This is a genomic window from Paracoccus litorisediminis, from assembly GCF_009711205.1.
GTDB classification, from domain to species: domain Bacteria; phylum Pseudomonadota; class Alphaproteobacteria; order Rhodobacterales; family Rhodobacteraceae; genus Paracoccus; species Paracoccus litorisediminis.
In genome coordinates this window covers 272,361-290,690 of record NZ_WMIG01000004.1, presented here as the reverse complement: position 1 = coordinate 290,690, position 18,330 = coordinate 272,361, and the positions used below count along the sequence as shown (strand labels likewise).

24 protein-coding genes are annotated in these 18,330 nt (G+C 64.1%); 13 read left to right on the top strand and 11 right to left on the bottom strand.

What is annotated here, in order from left to right:
• Window positions 1–16 precede the first annotated feature (16 nt).
• The 4 genes from GL300_RS11485 to GL300_RS11470 all read right to left on the bottom strand — a co-directional run bounded on the left by GL300_RS11485 (window position 17) and on the right by GL300_RS11470 (window position 5,151).
• Window positions 17–1,093 carry an AI-2E family transporter gene (locus tag GL300_RS11485; protein ID WP_155039752.1) on the bottom strand — a complete coding sequence of 359 codons (1,077 nt, stop codon included), beginning with the start codon at window positions 1,091–1,093 and terminating at the stop codon, window positions 17–19.
• Between the two features lie 75 nt (window positions 1,094–1,168).
• Entirely contained in the window at window positions 1,169–3,847 is a 2,679-nt protein-coding gene (gyrA, locus tag GL300_RS11480) for a DNA gyrase subunit A (protein ID WP_155039788.1), read from the bottom strand.
• Window positions 3,848–3,994: 147 nt separating this feature from the next.
• Window positions 3,995–4,489, bottom strand: a complete 495-nt coding sequence (locus GL300_RS11475; RefSeq protein ID WP_155039751.1) for a disulfide bond formation protein B — start codon at window positions 4,487–4,489, stop codon at window positions 3,995–3,997.
• Window positions 4,490–4,554: 65 nt separating this feature from the next.
• Window positions 4,555–5,151: a DedA family protein gene (locus tag GL300_RS11470; protein ID WP_155039750.1), complete on the bottom strand. Its 597-nt coding sequence runs from the start codon at window positions 5,149–5,151 to the stop codon at window positions 4,555–4,557.
• 131 nt (window positions 5,152–5,282) lie between these two features.
• Between GL300_RS11470 and ypfJ the strand changes: the two genes are divergently transcribed.
• A complete protein-coding gene (gene ypfJ, locus GL300_RS11465) occupies window positions 5,283–6,131 on the top strand; it encodes a KPN_02809 family neutral zinc metallopeptidase (RefSeq protein ID WP_155039749.1) in 849 nt (282 codons plus the stop codon).
• Window positions 6,132–6,193: 62 nt separating this feature from the next.
• Here ypfJ and GL300_RS11460 read toward each other — a convergent pair whose 3' ends face one another.
• A complete protein-coding gene (locus GL300_RS11460; RefSeq protein WP_155039748.1) occupies window positions 6,194–6,382 on the bottom strand; it encodes a hypothetical protein in 189 nt (62 codons plus the stop codon).
• 56 nt (window positions 6,383–6,438) lie between these two features.
• Here GL300_RS11460 and GL300_RS11455 point away from each other — a divergent pair, with 56 nt between their 5' ends.
• Window positions 6,439–6,894, top strand: coding sequence for a type II toxin-antitoxin system RatA family toxin (locus tag GL300_RS11455; RefSeq protein WP_155039747.1), 456 nt, complete (start codon window positions 6,439–6,441; stop codon window positions 6,892–6,894).
• On the opposite strand, the gene GL300_RS11450 is transcribed toward GL300_RS11455, so the two are convergent.
• The 4 genes from GL300_RS11450 to GL300_RS11435 all read right to left on the bottom strand — a co-directional run bounded on the left by GL300_RS11450 (window position 6,879) and on the right by GL300_RS11435 (window position 10,554).
• Window positions 6,879–7,511, bottom strand: a complete 633-nt coding sequence (locus tag GL300_RS11450; RefSeq protein WP_155039746.1) for a sulfotransferase family protein — start codon at window positions 7,509–7,511, stop codon at window positions 6,879–6,881. The genes GL300_RS11455 and GL300_RS11450 overlap by 16 nt on opposite strands.
• 148 nt (window positions 7,512–7,659) lie before the next feature.
• Window positions 7,660–8,553: an alpha/beta hydrolase gene (locus tag GL300_RS11445; protein ID WP_155039745.1), complete on the bottom strand. Its 894-nt coding sequence runs from the start codon at window positions 8,551–8,553 to the stop codon at window positions 7,660–7,662.
• Window positions 8,554–8,739: 186 nt separating this feature from the next.
• Window positions 8,740–9,651, bottom strand: coding sequence for a DMT family transporter (locus GL300_RS11440; protein ID WP_155039744.1), 912 nt, complete (start codon window positions 9,649–9,651; stop codon window positions 8,740–8,742).
• A 60-nt stretch (window positions 9,652–9,711) separates the two neighbouring features.
• The gene (locus tag GL300_RS11435; protein WP_155039743.1) at window positions 9,712–10,554 is read right to left on the bottom strand and encodes a LysR family transcriptional regulator; all 843 of its coding nucleotides are present in this window, start codon (window positions 10,552–10,554) and stop codon (window positions 9,712–9,714) included.
• A gap of 114 nt (window positions 10,555–10,668) precedes the next feature.
• On the opposite strand from GL300_RS11435, the gene GL300_RS11430 reads away from it, so the two are divergent.
• The 10 genes from GL300_RS11430 to rpmE all read left to right on the top strand — a co-directional run bounded on the left by GL300_RS11430 (window position 10,669) and on the right by rpmE (window position 16,685).
• Complete coding sequence (locus GL300_RS11430; protein ID WP_155039742.1) at window positions 10,669–11,256, top strand: FMN-dependent NADH-azoreductase; 588 nt, start codon at window positions 10,669–10,671, stop codon at window positions 11,254–11,256.
• Between the two features lie 209 nt (window positions 11,257–11,465).
• A complete protein-coding gene (gene ffh / locus GL300_RS11425; RefSeq protein ID WP_155039741.1) occupies window positions 11,466–12,962 on the top strand; it encodes a signal recognition particle protein in 1,497 nt (498 codons plus the stop codon).
• Complete coding sequence (locus GL300_RS11420) at window positions 12,962–13,495, top strand: GNAT family N-acetyltransferase (protein WP_155039740.1); 534 nt, start codon at window positions 12,962–12,964, stop codon at window positions 13,493–13,495. The genes ffh and GL300_RS11420 overlap by 1 nt, the downstream gene beginning before the upstream one ends.
• Window positions 13,496–13,567: 72 nt before the next feature.
• Complete coding sequence (locus tag GL300_RS11415; protein WP_155039739.1) at window positions 13,568–13,864, top strand: chorismate mutase; 297 nt, start codon at window positions 13,568–13,570, stop codon at window positions 13,862–13,864.
• 83 nt (window positions 13,865–13,947) lie between these two features.
• Entirely contained in the window at window positions 13,948–14,310 is a 363-nt protein-coding gene (gene rpsP, locus GL300_RS11410) for a 30S ribosomal protein S16 (RefSeq protein WP_155039738.1), read from the top strand.
• Between the two features lie 6 nt (window positions 14,311–14,316).
• Window positions 14,317–14,841 carry a ribosome maturation factor RimM gene (rimM, locus tag GL300_RS11405; RefSeq protein ID WP_155039737.1) on the top strand — a complete coding sequence of 175 codons (525 nt, stop codon included), beginning with the start codon at window positions 14,317–14,319 and terminating at the stop codon, window positions 14,839–14,841.
• Entirely contained in the window at window positions 14,838–15,173 is a 336-nt protein-coding gene (locus GL300_RS11400) for a hypothetical protein (RefSeq protein WP_155039736.1), read from the top strand. Before rimM ends, GL300_RS11400 begins: the two co-directional genes overlap by 4 nt.
• Window positions 15,170–16,075 carry a tRNA (guanosine(37)-N1)-methyltransferase TrmD gene (gene trmD / locus GL300_RS11395; RefSeq protein WP_155039735.1) on the top strand — a complete coding sequence of 302 codons (906 nt, stop codon included), beginning with the start codon at window positions 15,170–15,172 and terminating at the stop codon, window positions 16,073–16,075. The genes GL300_RS11400 and trmD overlap by 4 nt, the downstream gene beginning before the upstream one ends.
• Window positions 16,072–16,452 (top strand): 50S ribosomal protein L19, encoded by a 381-nt coding sequence (gene rplS / locus GL300_RS11390; protein WP_155039734.1) that lies wholly within the window; start codon window positions 16,072–16,074, stop codon window positions 16,450–16,452. Before trmD ends, rplS begins: the two co-directional genes overlap by 4 nt.
• An 11-nt stretch (window positions 16,453–16,463) precedes the next feature.
• Window positions 16,464–16,685 carry a 50S ribosomal protein L31 gene (rpmE, locus tag GL300_RS11385; RefSeq protein WP_155039733.1) on the top strand — a complete coding sequence of 74 codons (222 nt, stop codon included), beginning with the start codon at window positions 16,464–16,466 and terminating at the stop codon, window positions 16,683–16,685.
• 136 nt (window positions 16,686–16,821) lie between these two features.
• On the opposite strand, the gene GL300_RS11380 is transcribed toward rpmE, so the two are convergent.
• Both GL300_RS11380 and GL300_RS11375 read right to left on the bottom strand, forming a co-directional pair.
• Window positions 16,822–17,040: a hypothetical protein gene (locus GL300_RS11380; protein WP_155039732.1), complete on the bottom strand. Its 219-nt coding sequence runs from the start codon at window positions 17,038–17,040 to the stop codon at window positions 16,822–16,824.
• Window positions 17,037–17,285 (bottom strand): hypothetical protein, encoded by a 249-nt coding sequence (locus GL300_RS11375; RefSeq protein ID WP_155039731.1) that lies wholly within the window; start codon window positions 17,283–17,285, stop codon window positions 17,037–17,039. The genes GL300_RS11380 and GL300_RS11375 overlap by 4 nt, the downstream gene beginning before the upstream one ends.
• 260 nt (window positions 17,286–17,545) lie before the next feature.
• Here GL300_RS11375 and GL300_RS11370 point away from each other — a divergent pair, with 260 nt between their 5' ends.
• A complete protein-coding gene (locus GL300_RS11370) occupies window positions 17,546–18,325 on the top strand; it encodes a division plane positioning ATPase MipZ (RefSeq protein ID WP_155039730.1) in 780 nt (259 codons plus the stop codon).
• Window positions 18,326–18,330: the final 5 nt, after the last annotated feature.

Genomic DNA, 18,330 nt, shown 5'->3' with positions numbered 1-18,330 from the left:
TGGCGCGGCTGGGGAATTAGCCGCGCAGCCGTAATGGGTCGGGGGGCTCCTCGTCGGGCAGCCCCTCATGGGACAGCAGGATCGCCACGGGTCGCAGCCATGGGATCTGCGCGCAGACGATCATCACCGCAACCATGATCGGCACCGCCAGAAACGTCCCCGCAATACCCCAGAGCGCGCCCCAGAAGGCCAGCGCAAGGATGATCCCGAACGTGGACAGCCGCAGCGTCTGACCCAGCAGCAGCGGATCAAGGATATTTCCGATCAGGAACTGCACCGCCGTGCAGGCCCCGCCGATGATCAAGGTCGCGGTCGGGTCGCCGGTCTGCGCCAGAATGACCGCGATCGCGGTGCCGGTGGCGATGATCGTGCCGATGGTGGGAATGAAGTTCAGGATGAAGGTCAGCGTGGCCATGGCGCCCGAAAGCTCCAGCCCGGCGGCGCGGAAGATCACCCAGATCAGCGCCGCCGTGACCGCGCTGATCGCTGCCTTGACCACAAGGTAGCGGTTCACGCGGCGCATGATCGTATGGATGACGTGCAGCACGTTTTCGGCGCGGGCGGGGTCGCCGGTCAGGTTCTCGATCTTGACCGGGAACCAGATCCTTTCGCTGAACATGAAGCCGACAAAAGTCACCACCAGCACCGAGCCCGAAATCAGGCTTGAGGCCTGCCCGGCCGCCGACCGGATCCAGCCCGCGAAGTCGATGCTGCCAAGGAAGGTGGCAATGGATTCCTGCACCTGCGGCCCCCAGCGTTGACTGAGGCTGGACAGCGCCGCCTGCGCGCGGTCGGCATAAAGGATCGAGGTTGAGACGACCTCATTGACCTGCGCCACCACCGTTGTCGCCGCCCAGAGCAGGCTGATGGCAATGGCAATCAGGGCAAGGGTCGTTGCCAGCCAGTTCGGCACGCGCAACCGGGCAAAGGCCGAAATCGCGTCGCTGGTCAGCGAAAAGATGATGATGGCGATGGCAAGACAGATCAGCAGGAAACGCGCCTGCACCAGCAGGAACATGATCAGCCCAAAGGCGATGACGCCCAAAAACCCCGTCTGCAGCCTTTCGCTTAGCTGCGAGTCGCGTGAATTCAAAACGTCACCCCGCCATCACCCTTGCATGGCCCGGCGGTCAGGGGCGGGCGCTGATCGCGCCGGCCCCGCTGTCACTCAGGCTTCGGCCTCATCCTCGCCATTCTCGGCGATGCGGGCAACAGAAACCACGGATTCGCCCTCTGCCGTATTGAAGACGCGCACGCCGCCGGCAGAACGCGACCGGAAGCTGATCCCGTCGACAGGTACGCGGATCGATTGCCCGGTCGAGGTCGCCAGCATGATCTGGTCATCGCCCTCGACGGGGAAGCTGGCCACCAGATCGCCGCCGCGCATGGCCTTGTCCATGGCCATGACGCCCTGACCGCCGCGCCCGCGCACCGGATAGTCGTGGCTGGAGCTGATCTTGCCCGCGCCCTTGGCGGTGATGGTCAGGATCAGGTCCTCGGCCGCCGACATTTCGGCATAGCGTTCCTGCGTGATATTGCCCTCGGCAACGGCTTCCTCGTCGTCATCGGCCTCGGCCCCGTCATCCAGCGCACCGGCAACGGCACGGCGCATTTTCAGATAGGCGGCGCGTTCGGCGGGATCGGCCTCGAAATGGCGGATCACCGACATGCTGACCACGCGGCTGCCCTCGGCCAGACGGATGCCGCGCACCCCGGTGGAATCGCGGCCCTTGAAGACGCGGACATCGGTGGTCGGGAAGCGGATCGCGCGACCCGATGCCGTGACCAGCATCACGTCGTCATTTTCCGTGGCCATGCGCACGCCGATCAGTTCCACCCCTTCGGGCAGCTTCATGGCGATCTTGCCGTTCGACTTGATATTGGTGAAATCGGACAGCGCGTTGCGGCGCACATCGCCCTCGGAAGTGGCGAAGATCACCTGATAGTCGTCCCAGTCCTTTTCGGGCGCATCGACCGGCATCAGGGCGGCGATGGAAACGCCCTGCGTGATCGGCAGGATATTGACCATGGCCTTGCCCTTGGCCGTGCGCCCGCCCAAAGGCAGCCGCCACGTTTTCAGCCGGTAGACCATGCCGTCGGTGGTGAAGAACAGCAGTTCGGTATGGGTATTGGCGACGAACAGCGTGGTGACCAGATCGTCTTCCTTGGTCGCCATGCTGGACAGACCCTTGCCGCCGCGTCGCTGGGCGCGGAACTCGGCCAAGGCCGTGCGCTTGATATAGCCGCCCGAGGTGATGGTGACGACCATGTCCTCGCGCTCGATCAGGTCCTCATCGTCCATGTCCCCGGCCCAGTCCGAGATCTCGGTCCGGCGCGGCACGGCGAAGTTGTTGCGAACCTCGCGCAGCTCATCGCTGATGATCGCCATGATCCGATCGCGCGAGGCGAGGATGGACAGGAATTCGCGGATGGATTCCGCCAGCGTCTGCAATTCGCTGGTGACTTCCTGCACGCCCAGCTGGGTCAGGCGCTGCAGGCGCAGTTCCAGAATGGCGCGGGCCTGCGTTTCCGACAGGTTATAGGTCCCGTCCTCATTGACCGGATGCAGCGGGTCGTCGATCAGCTTCAGATATTCGACGATGTCATGGGCGGGCCAACGCCGTTCCATCAGCCGCTGCCGGGCTTCGGCCGCATCGGCCGAGGAGCGGATCGTGTGGACGACCTCATCGACATTGCTGACCGCCACGGCCAGACCGCACAGCACATGGGCGCGTTCGCGGGCCTTGCGCAGCTCGAACGCGGTGCGGCGGGCGACGACATCCTCGCGGAAAGTCAGGAAATGGGTCAGGAAGTCGCGCAGCGCCAGTTGCTCGGGACGACCGCCGTTCAGCGCCAGCATGTTGCAGCCAAAGCTGGTCTGCATGGGCGTAAAGCGGAACAGCTGGTTCAGCACCACCTCGGCGGTGGCGTCGCGTTTCAGTTCGACGACGACGCGCACGCCGTTGCGGTCGGATTCGTCCTGCACATGGGCAATGCCCTCGATGCGCTTTTCCTTGGCCAGTTCGGCGATCTTTTCGATCATCGTGGCCTTGTTCACCTGATAGGGGATTTCATCCAGCACGATCATCTGGCGACCGTTGCGGGATTCCTCGATCCGGGTCTTGGAGCGGATGATGACGCTGCCGCGGCCCTCAAGATAGGCTTTGCGGATGCCCGAGCGGCCAAGGATGATGCCGCCGGTGGGGAAGTCGGGGCCCTGCACGATTTCCATCAGGCGCTCGGTCGGCAGGTCCGGGTTCTCGATCAGCGCAAGCGTGGCGTCGATGACTTCGCCAAGGTTATGCGGCGGGATGTTGGTGGCCATGCCGACGGCGATGCCGCCCGCGCCATTGACCAGCATGTTCGGGTAACGCGCCGGCAGGACGGTCGGCTCGCGGTCCTTGCCGTCATAGTTGTCCTGAAACTCGACCGTGTCCTTGTCGATATCCATGAGCAGATAGGCCGAGGGCTTGTCCATCCGCACTTCGGTGTAACGCATGGCCGCAGCACTGTCGCCGTCCATCGAGCCGAAGTTGCCCTGACCGTCCAGCAGCGGCAGGGACATGGAAAAGTCCTGAGCCATCCGCACCAGCGCGTCATAGATCGCGGCGTCGCCATGCGGGTGGTATTTACCCATCACGTCGCCGACCGGACGGGCCGACTTGCGATAGGGTTTGTCATGGGTGTTGCCGGTCTCGTGCATGGCGAACAGGATGCGCCGGTGCACCGGCTTCAACCCGTCGCGCAGATCCGGGATCGCGCGGCTGACGATCACCGACATGGCATAGTCGAGGTAGGACGAGCGCATCTCGCTCGCGATGTCGATTACGGGCCCGTCATGGTGCATCACCGCCCGTTCCGGGGCGCCGTTCTCGGTGGTGTCGTCATCATCGTGATCGGGGGTATCGGACACTGGATCGCCTCAACATTTTGTTGATGACGGGTCTATCCGATACCAGCCGAGGGTGCAATCTTTCGCTGGGGAAAAGGCCCTTCAGGCCTGCCCGAAAGCCCTTTTGCGGCCCCGTGCGCAGGCGGCCCAGATCGCCGCCAGAATGGCCGAGCAGATCGCGTTCCAGCCCGCCATCGAGATCCCGAACAGCTGCCAGCTGATTTCGTCGCAGCGCACCACCGGGGCCTTCTCCAGCGCGGCCATCAGGTCGCCCGTGGACATGGTGGCCAGCCCCGTCACTCCGCCCGAGCAATGCTGCGGACCCAGCCACATCTTCATCTCGACCCCGGTGTGATAGACGGCAAGGCCGAATGCCACCAGCGCCGCCAGCAGACCCAGAAGCGCCAGCCAGCGTTTCCAGCCCAGCACCGCGATCAGCAGGCCGATGATGGCCGCGACCAGATGCGGCCAGCGTTGCAGGATGCACAACTCGCAAGGCGCATAGCCGAAGAACTGAAAGGTCAGGGCGGCAGCCAGCAGGGCCGCCGATCCGGCGCCCGCAAGCATTCCCAACTGTTTGCTGTAGGTCTGGGTCATGGCTCTCGCTTACGGGTTGGGCAGGTTTCGGACAAATCCCAATGGCGTGATCTCAATGAGGTTTCTCAGTGAGGCTTCCAGGTGATGACGCGATAGACATAGATCACCACCACCGCCAGGATCACCAGCTTCGACAGCGGATCGACCCAGCCTGCGACCAGTTCGTAGTTTTCATGCAGCAGCAGGCCTGCCAGCGCCAGCGCGCCGATCCAGATGACGCTGCCCAATGCGGTGTAGATCAGGAATTTCCACATCGGCATCCGCGACAGGCCGGCCGGAACCGAGATCAGCGTGCGGATCGTCGGCAGCATGCGCCCGGCAAAGACCGCCGCCCCGCCATGCCGGTCGAACCAGTCCCGCGCCATGTCGATATCCGAGGGCGACAGCGTCAGCAGCCGCCCATGCTTGGCCGCGAAACGCTTAAGGCGTGCCTCACCGATCCACATGCCGATGTAATACCACATGGTCGTGCCGATGACCGAACCCAGCGTCCCGATGATGATGACCATGGTCAGGCTCAGGTCGCCGCGCCCGGCCAGAAAGCCCGCCAGCGGCATGATGACCTCGGATGGAATGGGCGGAAAGACGTTCTCGGCCACCATCAGGATCAGAACCCCGAAATAGCCCCAGCCCTCGATCGTCGAAACCACCCAGTCGAACATGCGTTGCTCCTTTGTCAGAAGGGCTTGCTGAACGTCGGCTGCGACACTGTCAACCCTTGTGGTGGCTTGTGGAATGGCGCGATTAGGGTAGCCTTCTATGTATCAGGGCTTCGGTTCTTGGAGGTTTTTACATGCAGTGGCGTGGCAGACGCGGAAGCCGCAATGTGGAAGATCGGCGGGGCATGGGGGTGACCGGCGCAGGCGGCATCGGCATCGTCGGCGTGCTTCTGGTGCTTGCGGTGGGCTATTTTCTGGGCATCGACATCTCGCCCATCATGGGGTCGATGGAGCAGGGCTCGCAGACCACCGAGCAGCGCGAACTGACCCCTGAGGAGCAGGAGGTCGGCCAGTTCATGTCGGTCGTCCTTGCCGACACCGAGGAGGTCTGGGGCAAGGTGCTGCCCGAACAGGCCGGGGTCGAATATGTCTCGCCGCAAATGGTGATGTTCTCGGGTCAGGCGCAGACGGGTTGCGGCGGGGCAAGCTCGGCCATGGGGCCGTTCTATTGCCCGAACGATCAGAAGTTGTATCTGGATACGGCTTTCTTCGACACCATGCAGCAGCGGATGGGGGCAGGGGGCGATTTCGCCTTTGCCTATGTCGTGGCGCATGAGGTCGGCCACCATGTCCAGAACCTGTTGGGCATCCTTGGCCAGACCATGCAGATCCGCCAGCAATCCAGTCAGGCCGATGCCAATTACATCTCGGTCCTGACCGAGCTGCAGGCCGATTGCTTTGCCGGGATCTGGGCGCGGCAGGCGAATGAACAATTCGGCACGATCGAGGATGGCGATGTCGAGGAAGCGATCAACGCCGCCAATGCCGTGGGCGACGACACGCTGATGCAGAATGCCGGTCAGGCAGTCAGGCCCGACAAGTTCACCCATGGCTCGTCGCAGGACCGCATGACCTGGTTCAAGCGCGGCTTCACCAGCGGCCAGCTGGCCCAGTGCAATACCTTCAAGGAGGTGGGGCTGTAGATCCGGATGCAAACCGCGCGCGCCGAAACATTCCGGCGCGCGGCATGTCGCCGCAGTCCGGATCAGGGCCTTTGCATATGGATGCCGCGCGGGCGGTCCATTGTCGCCCAGTCCGGCCACCAGCCCATCCATTCGATGCCCACGATCACAAGGCAGATGGCAATGATGGCCAGGATCAGCCTGACGCGTCTGGCGCTGGGCGGGTTGCGCGCCCAGCGTGACGCACGGATCAGCCAGATTAGGTTGTTCATGCGCCCCTTCCCCTGCTAAGTGCTGCCCAAAACGGAACAAGCTCCGGGACCGACCCTTGCCCCATCACAGCGACAGCCGCATCCTGCCCTATACTGCCGACCAGATGTATGCGCTGGTTGCAGATATTGAAAGCTACCCGCAGTTCCTGCCCTGGAACAGCGCCGCTCGCATCCGCTCGCGCCGCCCCGGACCCGATGGCAGCGAGGTGATCGAGGCCGATCTGGTCATCAGTTTCAAGGTTTTCCGCGAACGTTTCGGCAGCCGCGTGACGCTTTGGCCCGAGCGCAAGCGCATCGACACCGAATATCTGGACGGGCCGTTCAAATATCTCAAAAGCGGCTGGACCTTTGCCGATCAGCCCGAGGGCGGCAGCCGGATCGAGTTCTTTGTCGATTTCGAATTCCGCAACGCCATCCTTGGCAAGGTCATCGGCGTGGTCTTTCACGAGGCGATGGTCCGCATCGTCCGCGCCTTCGAGGAACGCGCCAAGTCGCTTTACGGCCCGGCTTGAACCGGGGCCGGGACGGCAGCGATCCGCGCCGCTTCCCAAACCGCATATTCCTGCGCCAACACCTCGCGGGCCATGACCTCGGTCTCGGGTGACAGATCGGTCACGGCCTGAGGCGAGACGTTGCTGTGCCGCAGCTTGATCGGCGTGCTCAGCCGCGCCGAGAGGAAATCGACTGCCGCCTGCATCGCCTCGTAGCGGAAGATATGGTCGACCGCGACCTTGCCGCTGGCGTCCAGCAGGAAGTTGCTCTGCCGCCCTATCTGCGCATAACGCGGGCGTTTCCCGGTCGAGAGATATTCGCGCAGGAACTGTTCGAAGCCGATATGAGCGGTGCTGTTCGCGTGCCCGATCAGTTCTGCCCGCGTCCTGTAGCGATACCAGCTGCGCAGCCAGTCCAGCGGCTCGCGGATGATGGCAACGGATTCAAACGGCGCGCCGCCGATCGGGGCCAGCAACGGGCTGATACGCCCCAGATATTGCCGCAGGTTGAGATGCTTGATCTCGGGGCGGTTGCGGAAGGCAATCTCGGCCTTGCCCGACAGCGCGGTTTCCAGCGCAGTGGTTCCAGTCTTGGGGACCGAAAGAAGGACGATGCGCGGTTCGATAAAGATCAGCATGATGGTCCGTGTCAGGGGCTGGAAATGGCTTAGACAAGCCCGTCCAAGGGTGCAAGCGCCGCGCGGGTTGCACGGTTAGCGCAGAAGAATGGGTATTTAAGAAACGGTGAAACACGCGTCACGCGCCGACCCGATGTTCCGGGCCGTTTCAGCCGTCCGCCTTGATCCGGAGGTTGCGGACAAGGAATGCTGCCAGATCGCCCAGCACCTTCTGGCTGCCAAAGGCGGCGGTGCCGTGGCCTTCGCCAGCGAGCAGGTCGAAGTCGATCTCGGCATGCGGATCGACCTCGGCCCATGCGGTGCGCAGATGCTGGGCCTGCTCGGCGGCGACGATATTGTCGATCAGGCCGTGGCGGATCATCAGCGCGGGCAGGGTCACGCCCTGTCCGATGGCGTTCAGCCGTCCGACCGGACCCATGGCGGTGGCCTCCTGTCGGCGCTCACCCACGGCATAGCCGACCAGCAGAGACTCGACGCTTTCGGCGGAATCGGCAGGCGGGCGATGCATCTTCAGACCCAGCCGGGCCATGTCCGCATCCATGCTGCCGAAATCCATCGGGCCATAGAAATTGACGACGGCTGCGGGTGGCCGTCCCGCCTGCACCATGCTGAGCGCCGCCGACACCGCCAGGAACGCCCCGGCCGAGCGTCCACCCAGCGCGATCCGGTCCGGCGCAAGGTTCAATTCCTGTCCGCGCGATTGCAGGAAGGCGGCGGCGGACAGCACGTCCTCATGCTGGGCGGGCCAGCGGGCCTGGTTCGACAGGCGATAATTCATGCGGACGATAGCGACGCCATGGTCCAGAACCTGCTGGGGCACGGCAAGGTCGCGCTTGTCGCCGGTCAGGAACCCTCCGCCATGAATGTCGAGCAGGACCGGAAAGGGGCCGCTGCCCCGCGGCAGATAGATATCCATCAAATTGCGCGGCGAATGGCCGGCATAGGCCATCTCGGCAAAGGCGGGGCTCTTGCCCGGACTGGCCAGGGCCGGAGCCGCAAGGGTCCCGGCCAGAATGGCCAACGCAGAGCGGCGGGTGATCATCACTGTCTCCGGCCATTTGTGGCTGTTCTGGCCTCAGGCTAGCATCGTTCAGCGATGTCTCAAATGGCACGAATGGTCGCGGCGCGTGTCAGGCTGCGATTGCCAGCAGATGTGGCAATCCTGCTGCGCTCGGCCCGGGCGAAACAGCAAACGGTTTCTTCGTTTCTTAAATACCCATCTTTTTCTTCAATGCCGCTGGTCCTTCAGCAGCAAAAGAAGCGCCACGATGGTCGCGGCAAATCCCGGCAGCATGGCGGATGCCGGGGCGGCGCCGGTCAGCGCCGATTCCAGCAGCAGCACCCATGCGGGCGTCAGATAGGTATAGGCCATGACCTTGGCGGCGGGCAGGCGCATGGTCGCGTATTGCACCAGCAGCGTGGTCATCGCGCTGGCGCAGATCGCGACATAGATCAGCGTTACCCAGACCAGCGCCGGCAGGTTCGCCCAGTCGGTTTCAAGGATCGCGCGCCAGCCCCAGATGCTCAATAGCGCCGCCCCGGCGACCAGCGTCCCGAAGGTCGAGACCAGCGGCGTCTCGCCCCGGTTCAGGCGGCGCACCATCGGTGTGTAAAGCGCATGCGCCACGCAGCCCAGCAGATAGATCGCCTCGCCCCGGCCGAAATCCAGCCGCCGCAACGCATGGATATCGCCGCGAAAGATCACCCAAAGCGAGCCCGCCGCCCCCAGCGCCAGTGCCATCGCCAGCCGCCCGGTCATCCGCTGGCGCAGCAGCAGCCAGCCGAAGCCCGCCGACATCACCGGCGTCAGCGTGAATACCGCCGCGGCCGAGACGGGCAGGGCGGTCTTCAGCCCCTCGAACATCAGGACGAAATAGGCTGCGAACAGCCCGCCCAGCAGCAGGTAGCGCCATGGCGCGCGCAGCGCCTGACGCGGGATTCCCGGCCCGGCAAAGGCAAAGCCCGCAATCACCCCCGCCGCGATCACGAAACGCGCCGCCGAGATCGCGGTCGGGTCGATCAGGTTCGCGGCCCGCGCGCCCAGCGAGAACGATCCCGCAATCAGCACCGAGAATGCCAGCATCGCGGCATGACCGCGCAGCGCCTCGATCCGTTCCTGTGGCATTGCCGTATCCGCCATTCCGTGCCCCTCTTGATGCGGGCGCGAGCATCGCCAAATGCCGGGCCGATACAAGGGCTGTCAGCCGCGCAGCGCCTTGAGCACCGCCTGCACCTTGGGCGAGCGGTGCAGGTCGACATGGCTGACCAGCCAAAGCTGCGATTCCCAGTCGGGCAGGGACATCACCTCGGTCAGGTCGTCGACCTCGCCCGGCAGCAGCCAGCCCAGACCCAGCCCGGCCCGGATCGCTGCCAGCCGCGCGTCGGCGTCATTGCTGATCATGGCGATATTCGCCGCGGGCAGATGCGCGGCCAGCCAGCGCATATGTGGGGCGGGGCGGGATTCGGCGCCGGGAATGATGAAGCGATGCGCCGAAGGGTCGGTGACCGGCCCGTGCTGGGCCAGATACCCCTCGGAGGCATAAAGGCTGGCCGCCAGCCGCAGCCATGGGCTGACCACGTAATCCGGCTCGACCGGCTTCGCCCCGGCGCGGATGGCGACATGGGCCTCGCCCGCGTCCAGCCGGAACAGGCGGGTGTCGGTGGTGTAGTTCAGCCGCAGCCCTGGATGCTGGCGCATCAGCGCGACCAGCCGCGGCATCACCAGATCCGACATGCCCTGAACCGAGGTCACGGTGATTTCGCCCTCGATGCGCTCCCCGGTCCCCGAGATCCGCGCCGCCATCTGCGAAAACCGCGCCTCGGCTGCTGCGCCTGCCTCAAGCAGCAGGCGTCCGGCCTCGGTCAGGGTGTAGCCGCGGGCATGGCGCTGAAACAGGCGCGCGCCCAGACGCGCCTCCAGCGCGTCGATGCGGCGGATCACCGTGGCATGATGCACGTCCAGCACCTGTGCCGCGCCGCTGACCGTGCCGCTGCGTGCCACTGCCAGCGCCGCCCGGATATCGTCCCAGCTTTCCGTTTCCATGCGCTCAGAACCTCCACTGTGCATATTCGCACAGTTCATGCGCAAATATCGCCATTTTGTTCATCCGTGCAAAGCCCTATCTCAGCCTCACAACTCGAACAGCGGAGACCGCAGATGAACATCCTCCATATCGACAGCGCGATTACCGGCGATGCCTCGGTCTCGCGCCAGCTGACCGCTACCATCACCGCCAAGCTGCAAGCTGATAACCCCGACGCCACCGTCACCTATCGCGACCTCGCCGAAGGCGTGCCCGCGATCAACAATGACTGGTTCCAGGCTGTCCGCCTGTCGCCGGAAAACCCGACCGCTGAACAGCAGGCGCTGATCGCGACCTCGGACGCCTATCTGAAGGAAGTGCAGGACGCCGATGTTCTGGTGATCGGCCTGCCGATCTACAATTTCACCATCACCGCGCAGTTGAAAAACTGGCTGGACCAGATCGCCCGCGCCGGTGTCAGCTTCCGTTACACCGCCGAAGGCCCCGAAGGCCTGCTGAAAGGCAAGCGCGCCATAATCGCCTATACCTCGGCTGGCACGCCGATCGGGTCGGATCTGGACTTCGCCTCGGGCTATCTGCGCCATATCCTTGGCTTCATCGGCATCACCGATGTGGACTTCGTGCCCGCCGACCGTCTGGCCTTTGACCGCGATGCCGGCCTTGCCCGCGCGCATGAGGCGCTGGAGCGTATCGCCGCCTGATCCCGGCTGATTCACATAAAGACGGCCTTCGTTGACTCGGGGGCCGTTTTTTCGTATCAGGTCGCGGAATTCCCGGAAGGACGCCCTTCCGGTCCCCGCAAGGCGCGGGGATCGCCCCCCGTCAGCGCGTTGCGCCCACGGGGGCGTTACTGCTTATCAAGCCTCGGGTCTCGCGGGGTGAACGGAAACCGACCTACGGAGGGCCGCCGATGTTTGAAAATCTGTCCGACCGTCTTGGCGGCGTATTCGACCGGCTGACCAAGCAGGGCGCGCTGTCCGAGGATGACGTCACCGCCGCTATGCGCGAAGTCCGCGTCGCCCTGCTCGAGGCCGACGTCTCGCTGCCGGTCGCCCGCAGCTTCGTGAAATCGGTCACCGCCAAGGCCACCGGTGCTGCCGTCACCAAATCGATCACCCCCGGCCAGCAGGTCGTCAAGATCGTCCATGACGAGCTGATCAAGGTCCTGCAGGGCGAAGATGCGCCCGACGCGCTGCGCATCGACAATCCGCCCGCACCGATCCTGATGGTCGGTCTGCAGGGCTCGGGTAAAACCACCACCACCGCCAAGCTGGCCAAGCGCCTGAAGGACCGCGAGAAGAAGCGCGTGCTGATGGCCTCGCTGGACACCCAGCGCCCCGCCGCAATGGAGCAGCTGGCGATTCTGGGCCAGCAGGTCGGCGTCGACACGCTGCCGATCGTTCCGGGCGAAAACGCCGTGCAGATCGCCAAGCGCGCCAAGCAGCAGGCGACGCTGGGCGGCTATGACGTCTATATGCTCGATACCGCAGGCCGTCTGCATATCGACCAAGTCCTGATGGACGAGGTTCAGGCTGTCCGTGACGTCGCCAACCCGCGCGAGACGCTGCTGGTCGTCGATGGTCTGACCGGCCAGGACGCGGTCAATGTCGCCACCGAATTCGACGGCAAGGTCGGCATTTCCGGCGTCGTCCTGACCCGGATGGACGGCGACGGCCGCGGCGGTGCGGCGCTTTCGATGCGCGCCGTCACCGGCAAGCCGATCCGCTTTGTCGGTCTGGGCGAAAAGATGGACGCGATCGAGGTCTTCGACGCGCATCGGATCGCGGGCCGTATCCTTGGCATGGGCGACATCGTCGCGCTGGTCGAGAAAGCGCAGGAAGTGCTGGAGGTCGAACAGGCCGAGCGCATGATGAAGCGCTTCCAGAAGGGTCTGTTCAATATGAACGACCTGAAGAACCAGCTTGAGCAGATGATGAAGATGGGCGGGATGCAGTCCATCATGGGCATGATGCCGGGCATGGGCAAAATGGCCAAGCAGGCCGAGGCCGCCGGTTTCGACGACCGCGCGCTGAAGCGTCAGATCGCGCTGATCAACTCGATGACCAAGAAGGAACGGGCCAATCCCGACCTGCTGCAGGCCAGCCGCAAGAAGCGCATCGCCGCAGGCGCTGGCATGGATGTGTCAGAGCTGAACAAGCTGCTGAAAATGCAGAAGCAGATGGCCGACACGATGAAGAAGCTGGGCAAGATGGGCAAGGGCGGCATGCTGAAGCAAGCCATGCGCGCCATGGCTGGCAAGGGCGGCGGTCTGCCCGACATGGCCAATGTCGATCCGGCGCAAATGGCCGAGGCGACCAAGATGCTGCAGGACTCCAAGGGTCTGGGAGGCCAGCTGGGCGGTCTGAACCTGCCCGGTGGCCTGTCGGGGCTGTTCGGTAAGAAGTGATGTCGCACAAGATCGAAACCCTGCGCGCGGATGTTCCGGTGATCGAGACCGATCGCCTGATCCTGCGCGCGCCGCGTTTCGACGATCTGGATGCCATCACTGCCTTTGGCCTGTCCGAGCGCTCGCGCCATGTCGGCGGCCCGATGCCGGAATGGAAAAGCTGGACCTCGCTGAGTTCCATGATCGGCCATTGGATCATCCGCGGCTATGGCTGGTGGATGATTCAGGACAAGGCCACCGGCCTTGTCGCCGGTCGTACCGGTATCGGCCATCACATCGACTGGCCCGAGCCGGAACTGGGCTGGCATCTTTATGAAGGTTTCGAGGGCCGCGGCATCGCCTATGAGGCGGCGCTGGCTGCGCGCGCTCATGCACATGGGGTCATGGGGCTGGGGCCACTGATCTCGCTGATCGCGCCCGAGAACCTGCGTTCGCGCCGTCTGGCCGAGCGTCTTGGTGCGGTGCCGGAATCCGAGACCTCGATCCGCGGCACGACCTGCATCATCTACCGCCATCCGATGGGGACCGCGTGATGATGGATGACAGCCTGTGTATCCCCTGTGTACGCCCGATGCGCTCCTCGCGCACCCAGCCCGGAGACCTTCATGACTGAGCAGACCGCCCGCGCAGCCACCCTGTTGAAGGAACATCGCGCCAGCATCGACAGGCTGGACGCGATCCTTGTCTATACGCTGGCCGAGCGGTTCAAGCACACCCAATCCGTTGGCCTTCTGAAGGCCGACCACGATCTTCCTCCGTCCGATCCCGCCCGCGAGGCGCAGCAGATCGAGCGGCTGGAACGCCTCGCGCGCGAGGCCGATCTCGACCCGGAATTCGCGCGCAAATTCCTGAACTTCGTGATCGCCGAAGTGATCCGGCATCACGAGCAATACCAAGCATAGGTGCGCTGAAGCGCACCCTACGCCAACCCCGTAGGGTGTGCTTCAGCACACCACAACACCGCCATTTCAAAGGAGAAAACCAAATGGCTATGAAAATCCGCCTGGCCCGTGGTGGCTCGAAGAAACGCCCGCACTACGCAATCGTCGCGACCGACTCGCGCATGCCGCGCGATGGCCGTTTCCTCGAGAAGCTGGGCACCTACAACCCGCTGCTGGCCAAAGACTCCGAAGACCGCATCAAGATGGACATCGAGCGCGTCCAGTACTGGCTGGGTCAAGGCGCACAGCCGACCGACCGCGTTGCCCGCTTCCTGGAAGCCGCTGGCGTGACCCCGAAAACCGAGCGCAAGAACCTGAAAAAAGGTGAGCCGGGCAAAGCTGCGAAAGACCGTGCCGAGAAGCGCGCTGCTCGCGCCGCTGCCGCTGCCGAAGTCGCTTCGGAATAATCTCCGATGACCGAGCGGATCTGCGTCGGCGCGATCGCGGGCGCCTTTGGCGTCCGGGGCGAGGTGCGGCTGAAAAGCTTCACCTCGACACCCAATGACATCGCCGCCTATGGTCCGCTCTGGTCCGAGGATGGCAAGCGCTCGTTCACCGTCCGCCTCACGCGGCCGGTGACGGGCGGGCTTGGCGCCCGGCTTTCGGGCGTCGAGACGCGCGACGATGCCGAGGCGCTGAAAGGCGTCACCCTCTGGGCGGACCGCGACAAGCTGCCGGCGTTGCCGGATGATGAATTCTACCACACCGATCTGATCGGCCTGTCCGTCTATGACGCGGGCGGCGTACTGATCGGCAAGGTCCGCGCGGTCTATGACCACGGCGCGGGCGATATCCTTGAAATCTTTGGCCCGGGTCGCAAGCAGACCTTGCTGCTGCCCTTCACCCGCGCCTTTGTCCCCACCGTGGACATCGCGGCCGGTCGCATCGTCGCCGACCCGCCCGAGGAAGACGAAGACGAGCAGGAGGAGACCGAATGACGCGACTGGTCCTTCTGGTCATCGGTTACGCGTTGATGCTGGCTGGCCCGCTTTTGCAGGGCCTGAGCGGCAGCGCCAACCCGAATGCCTATATCTTTGCACCGATCCTGCTGGCGGGTTCGATCCCGCTGGTCGCCGGGCGCAATATCCAGCCAAGCGCGCGCATCATGGCGCAGGGCATCCTGATCTGTGGCGCTGTGGTGCTGGGCCTGTGGTATCTGGGCGGGCTGGCCGCGCCCATGGCCATTGCCCCCGCTGCTCCGGTCGGCGCGGCGATTGCCGGCGCGCTGATCGCCGCCGCGGCCAATCTGCTGAAGTTCCACCGCGCATGACCGACGAACCGAAAGCTGCAGGGTCCAAGTCGCATGGCGCGACGGCGATTGGCACGAAGTCGCATGGCCGCATGTCGATCCGCGCCAGCCTGCAACCGCGCGAGCTGATGGCCGAGCCGCAGGTGCGCGGTGCATGGACTGCCCAGATCGTGACCCTGTTCCCCGAAGCCTTTCCGGGCATCCTTGGCCTGTCCCTGACCGGCAAGGCGCTGGCCGAAGGCTTGTGGAACCTGCGGACCACCGACCTGCGCCCCTTCGGCATTGGCAAGCATCGCAATGTCGACGACACGCCCGCAGGCGGCGGGGCGGGCATGGTGATCCGCGCCGATGTCATGGACGCGGCGCTGCGCGAGGCTGGGTCGGACCTGCCGGTGATCTATCTGTCGCCGCGCGGCAAGCCCTTTACCCAGGCCCGCGCCCGCGAATTGGCGAACGGTCCCGGCATGACCCTGATCTGCGGCCGCTTCGAGGGCGTCGACCAGCGCGTGCTGGATGCCCATAATGTCGAGGAAATCAGCATTGGCGACTATGTCCTGACCGGCGGAGAACTTGCCGCTCAGGTCTTGATCGACGCGACGGTTCGCCTTATACCGCGCGTGCTGGGGAATCAGGAGTCGCTGGCCGAGGAATCCTTTTCCGACGGTCTGCTTGAGCACCCTCAGTACACGAAGCCCGCCCTTTGGGAAGGCCGCGCGATCCCGGAAGTCCTGCTCTCGGGAAATCACGCGGCTATTGCCAATTGGCGGAGCGATATGGCCGAAAGGCTGACCAAGGAACGCCGCCCCGACCTGTGGCGGGCATATGAGGAAACTCATATGGACCCGGCAAAGGACCGACAGCTCTCGGGCGCATCAGACCAATCGCGGAGCTACCGCGAGCAACCAGAGGATCCCAAGCGATGAACCTGATCGCCCAACTCGAAGCCGAGCAGATCGCTGCGCTCGGCAAAGAAATTCCGGACTTCAAGGCTGGCGACACCATCCGCGTCGGCTACAAAGTCACCGAAGGCACGCGTTCGCGCGTCCAGATGTATGAAGGCGTTGTGATCTCGCGCAAGGGCGGCGGCATCAGCGCGTCCTTCACCGTGCGCAAGATTTCGTTCGGCGAGGGTGTCGAGCGCGTCTTCCCGCTGTACTCGACCAACGTCGACTCGATCACCGTTGTCCGCCGTGGCCGCGTCCGTCGCGCCAAGCTGTACTACCTGCGTGATCGTCGCGGTAAATCGGCACGTATCGCCGAGGTCACCAACTACAAGCCCAAAGCTGACGCCAAGGCCTGAGGAAACGCGCCATGAAAAAAGAAATTCACCCCGACTACCACGTCATCGACGTCAAGATGACCGACGGGACCGTCTATCAGGTCCGCTCGACCTGGGGCAAAGAAGGCGACGTGATGTCGCTGGACATCGACCCGACCGTTCACCCGGCATGGACCGGCGGTTCGGCCAAGCTGCTGGATGCTGGCGGCCGCGTGTCGAAGTTCAAAAACAAATACGCCGGCCTGGGCTTCTGAGCCTTACGCCAGTGCTAAATACGGAAACGCCGCCCCTTGGGGCGGCGTTTCTTATTCCGGGCTGCGTCGCGGCGGTGGGCGGGCCGCGATGAGAGGGAAGGCGCCCGGATACTCCAAGACCCCTGGGTGATCCGCGTCACATGCCAAGAAACAGCGGCGACCAGATCGGAGACACTACCCGTCCCGCGCCCAGGGGCCTGCCGGTCAGCGCTCCGCGACCGGTATCGATGACCACGCGGCCGTCGCGATAGGTGCGCAGAACCGGGCCTTGCGCACTTTGGTATTTCGACAGCGCGATGGTGGCGAATGCTGGCGGCGCTTCGGGCAGGATGGTCGGAAGGCTGAAACGGATCATTGGAAGGCTCCCTTGCTGTCCATGCGCTCAATAAAGGTGTCCCAGCGCGAGGGGTCGCGGTTGCGCATCAGGTCAACCGAGGTCTCACGCGGGGTTGTGGTCAAAAGCACCAGCGGCACGCCGGAAATCATATGCGGCCTGCCCGAATTGCGGTCGATCAACGACACCGCATAGCGGGGCGAATGGGGCACCGTGGCCCGGATCGCGCGATCGGCGAAAGCCGACAGGTGGTTCAGCATCGACATGTCTGGTTCCTCTGGCGCTGCCTCATGGCGTTTTCGACAGGTTTATTACGACATGTCTTGTCGTCTTTTGCAAGATAAATATCTACTAGACTTATCGTGTTAAATATTGCGGCCAGATCATCGCGTTAACCGGATGTGCCTGCATGTCGGGGGTTGTTCCAGATATGCCGCAGTCGCGCCGATTCGTCCGTGCGGCACGCTTTCCAACGCGCACGGCGCTGCCTATTGTCCAAAGCGGAACGCCGTTTCTTGGGGGATGCATGGCGCATATCATCGTCGTCGGGAACGAGAAGGGTGGCTCGGGCAAATCCACCACCTCGATGCATGTGGCGACGGCATTGGCGCGGCTGGGCCATCGGGTGGGCGCGCTGGATCTTGACGTGCGCCAGCGCAGTTTTGGCCGCTATCTGGAAAACCGGAGCCACTTCACCCAAAGCGAGGGGCTGGATCTGCCGACCCCGCGACTGGGCCATCTTGAACCGGAAAGCGACGGGATCGACCCGCTGTCCCGCGCGATCGAGACGCTGGAGCCCGACTGCGATTTCATCCTGCTGGACTGCCCCGGCTCTCATACCAAGCTGAGCCAGATGGCGCATACGCTGGCCGATACGCTGATCACGCCGATGAACGACAGCTTCATCGATTTCGACCTGCTGGCGCGGCTGTCGCCCGATGGGCGCATCCTTGGCCCCTCGATCTATGCCGAGATGGTCTGGAGCGCGCGGCAGTTGCGGGGCCAAGCCGGGGCGGGGCCGATCGACTGGCTGGTGCTGAGAAACCGCCTTGGCACGCAGCAGATGCACAACAAGCGCAAGGTCGGCGGCGCGCTGGACACGCTGTCCAAGCGCATCGGATTTCGCGTCGCCCCCGGCTTTTCCGAACGGGTGATCTTCCGCGAGCTGTTTCCACGCGGCCTGACGCTGCTGGATCTCAAGGACATCGGCACCGAACAGTTGAGCATGTCCAATATCGCCGCCCGGCAAGAGTTGCGCGACCTGATCGCGGAATTGCGCCTGCCCGGAGTTTCCGTCACGTTCTAGGACGC

Excerpts from the sequence above, each read along its gene's own strand:
- gyrA (WP_155039788.1), bottom strand. The coding sequence starts at position 3,847 with ATGCACCATGACGGGCCCGTAATCGACATCGCGAGCGAGATGCGCTCG.
- GL300_RS11475 (WP_155039751.1), bottom strand. The coding sequence starts at position 4,489 with ATGACCCAGACCTACAGCAAACAGTTGGGAATGCTTGCGGGCGCCGGA.
- GL300_RS11470 (WP_155039750.1), bottom strand. The coding sequence starts at position 5,151 with ATGTTCGACTGGGTGGTTTCGACGATCGAGGGCTGGGGCTATTTCGGG.
- ypfJ (WP_155039749.1), top strand. The coding sequence starts at position 5,283 with ATGCAGTGGCGTGGCAGACGCGGAAGCCGCAATGTGGAAGATCGGCGG.
- GL300_RS11460 (WP_155039748.1), bottom strand. The coding sequence starts at position 6,382 with ATGAACAACCTAATCTGGCTGATCCGTGCGTCACGCTGGGCGCGCAAC.
- GL300_RS11450 (WP_155039746.1), bottom strand. The coding sequence starts at position 7,511 with ATGCTGATCTTTATCGAACCGCGCATCGTCCTTCTTTCGGTCCCCAAG.
- GL300_RS11445 (WP_155039745.1), bottom strand. The coding sequence starts at position 8,553 with ATGATCACCCGCCGCTCTGCGTTGGCCATTCTGGCCGGGACCCTTGCG.
- GL300_RS11440 (WP_155039744.1), bottom strand. The coding sequence starts at position 9,651 with ATGGCGGATACGGCAATGCCACAGGAACGGATCGAGGCGCTGCGCGGT.
- GL300_RS11435 (WP_155039743.1), bottom strand. The coding sequence starts at position 10,554 with ATGGAAACGGAAAGCTGGGACGATATCCGGGCGGCGCTGGCAGTGGCA.
- GL300_RS11430 (WP_155039742.1), top strand. The coding sequence starts at position 10,669 with ATGAACATCCTCCATATCGACAGCGCGATTACCGGCGATGCCTCGGTC.
- ffh (WP_155039741.1), top strand. The coding sequence starts at position 11,466 with ATGTTTGAAAATCTGTCCGACCGTCTTGGCGGCGTATTCGACCGGCTG.
- GL300_RS11420 (WP_155039740.1), top strand. The coding sequence starts at position 12,962 with ATGTCGCACAAGATCGAAACCCTGCGCGCGGATGTTCCGGTGATCGAG.
- GL300_RS11415 (WP_155039739.1), top strand. The coding sequence starts at position 13,568 with ATGACTGAGCAGACCGCCCGCGCAGCCACCCTGTTGAAGGAACATCGC.
- rpsP (WP_155039738.1), top strand. The coding sequence starts at position 13,948 with ATGGCTATGAAAATCCGCCTGGCCCGTGGTGGCTCGAAGAAACGCCCG.
- rimM (WP_155039737.1), top strand. The coding sequence starts at position 14,317 with ATGACCGAGCGGATCTGCGTCGGCGCGATCGCGGGCGCCTTTGGCGTC.
- GL300_RS11400 (WP_155039736.1), top strand. The coding sequence starts at position 14,838 with ATGACGCGACTGGTCCTTCTGGTCATCGGTTACGCGTTGATGCTGGCT.
- trmD (WP_155039735.1), top strand. The coding sequence starts at position 15,170 with ATGACCGACGAACCGAAAGCTGCAGGGTCCAAGTCGCATGGCGCGACG.
- rplS (WP_155039734.1), top strand. The coding sequence starts at position 16,072 with ATGAACCTGATCGCCCAACTCGAAGCCGAGCAGATCGCTGCGCTCGGC.
- rpmE (WP_155039733.1), top strand. The coding sequence starts at position 16,464 with ATGAAAAAAGAAATTCACCCCGACTACCACGTCATCGACGTCAAGATG.
- GL300_RS11380 (WP_155039732.1), bottom strand. The coding sequence starts at position 17,040 with ATGATCCGTTTCAGCCTTCCGACCATCCTGCCCGAAGCGCCGCCAGCA.
- GL300_RS11375 (WP_155039731.1), bottom strand. The coding sequence starts at position 17,285 with ATGTCGATGCTGAACCACCTGTCGGCTTTCGCCGATCGCGCGATCCGG.
- GL300_RS11370 (WP_155039730.1), top strand. The coding sequence starts at position 17,546 with ATGGCGCATATCATCGTCGTCGGGAACGAGAAGGGTGGCTCGGGCAAA.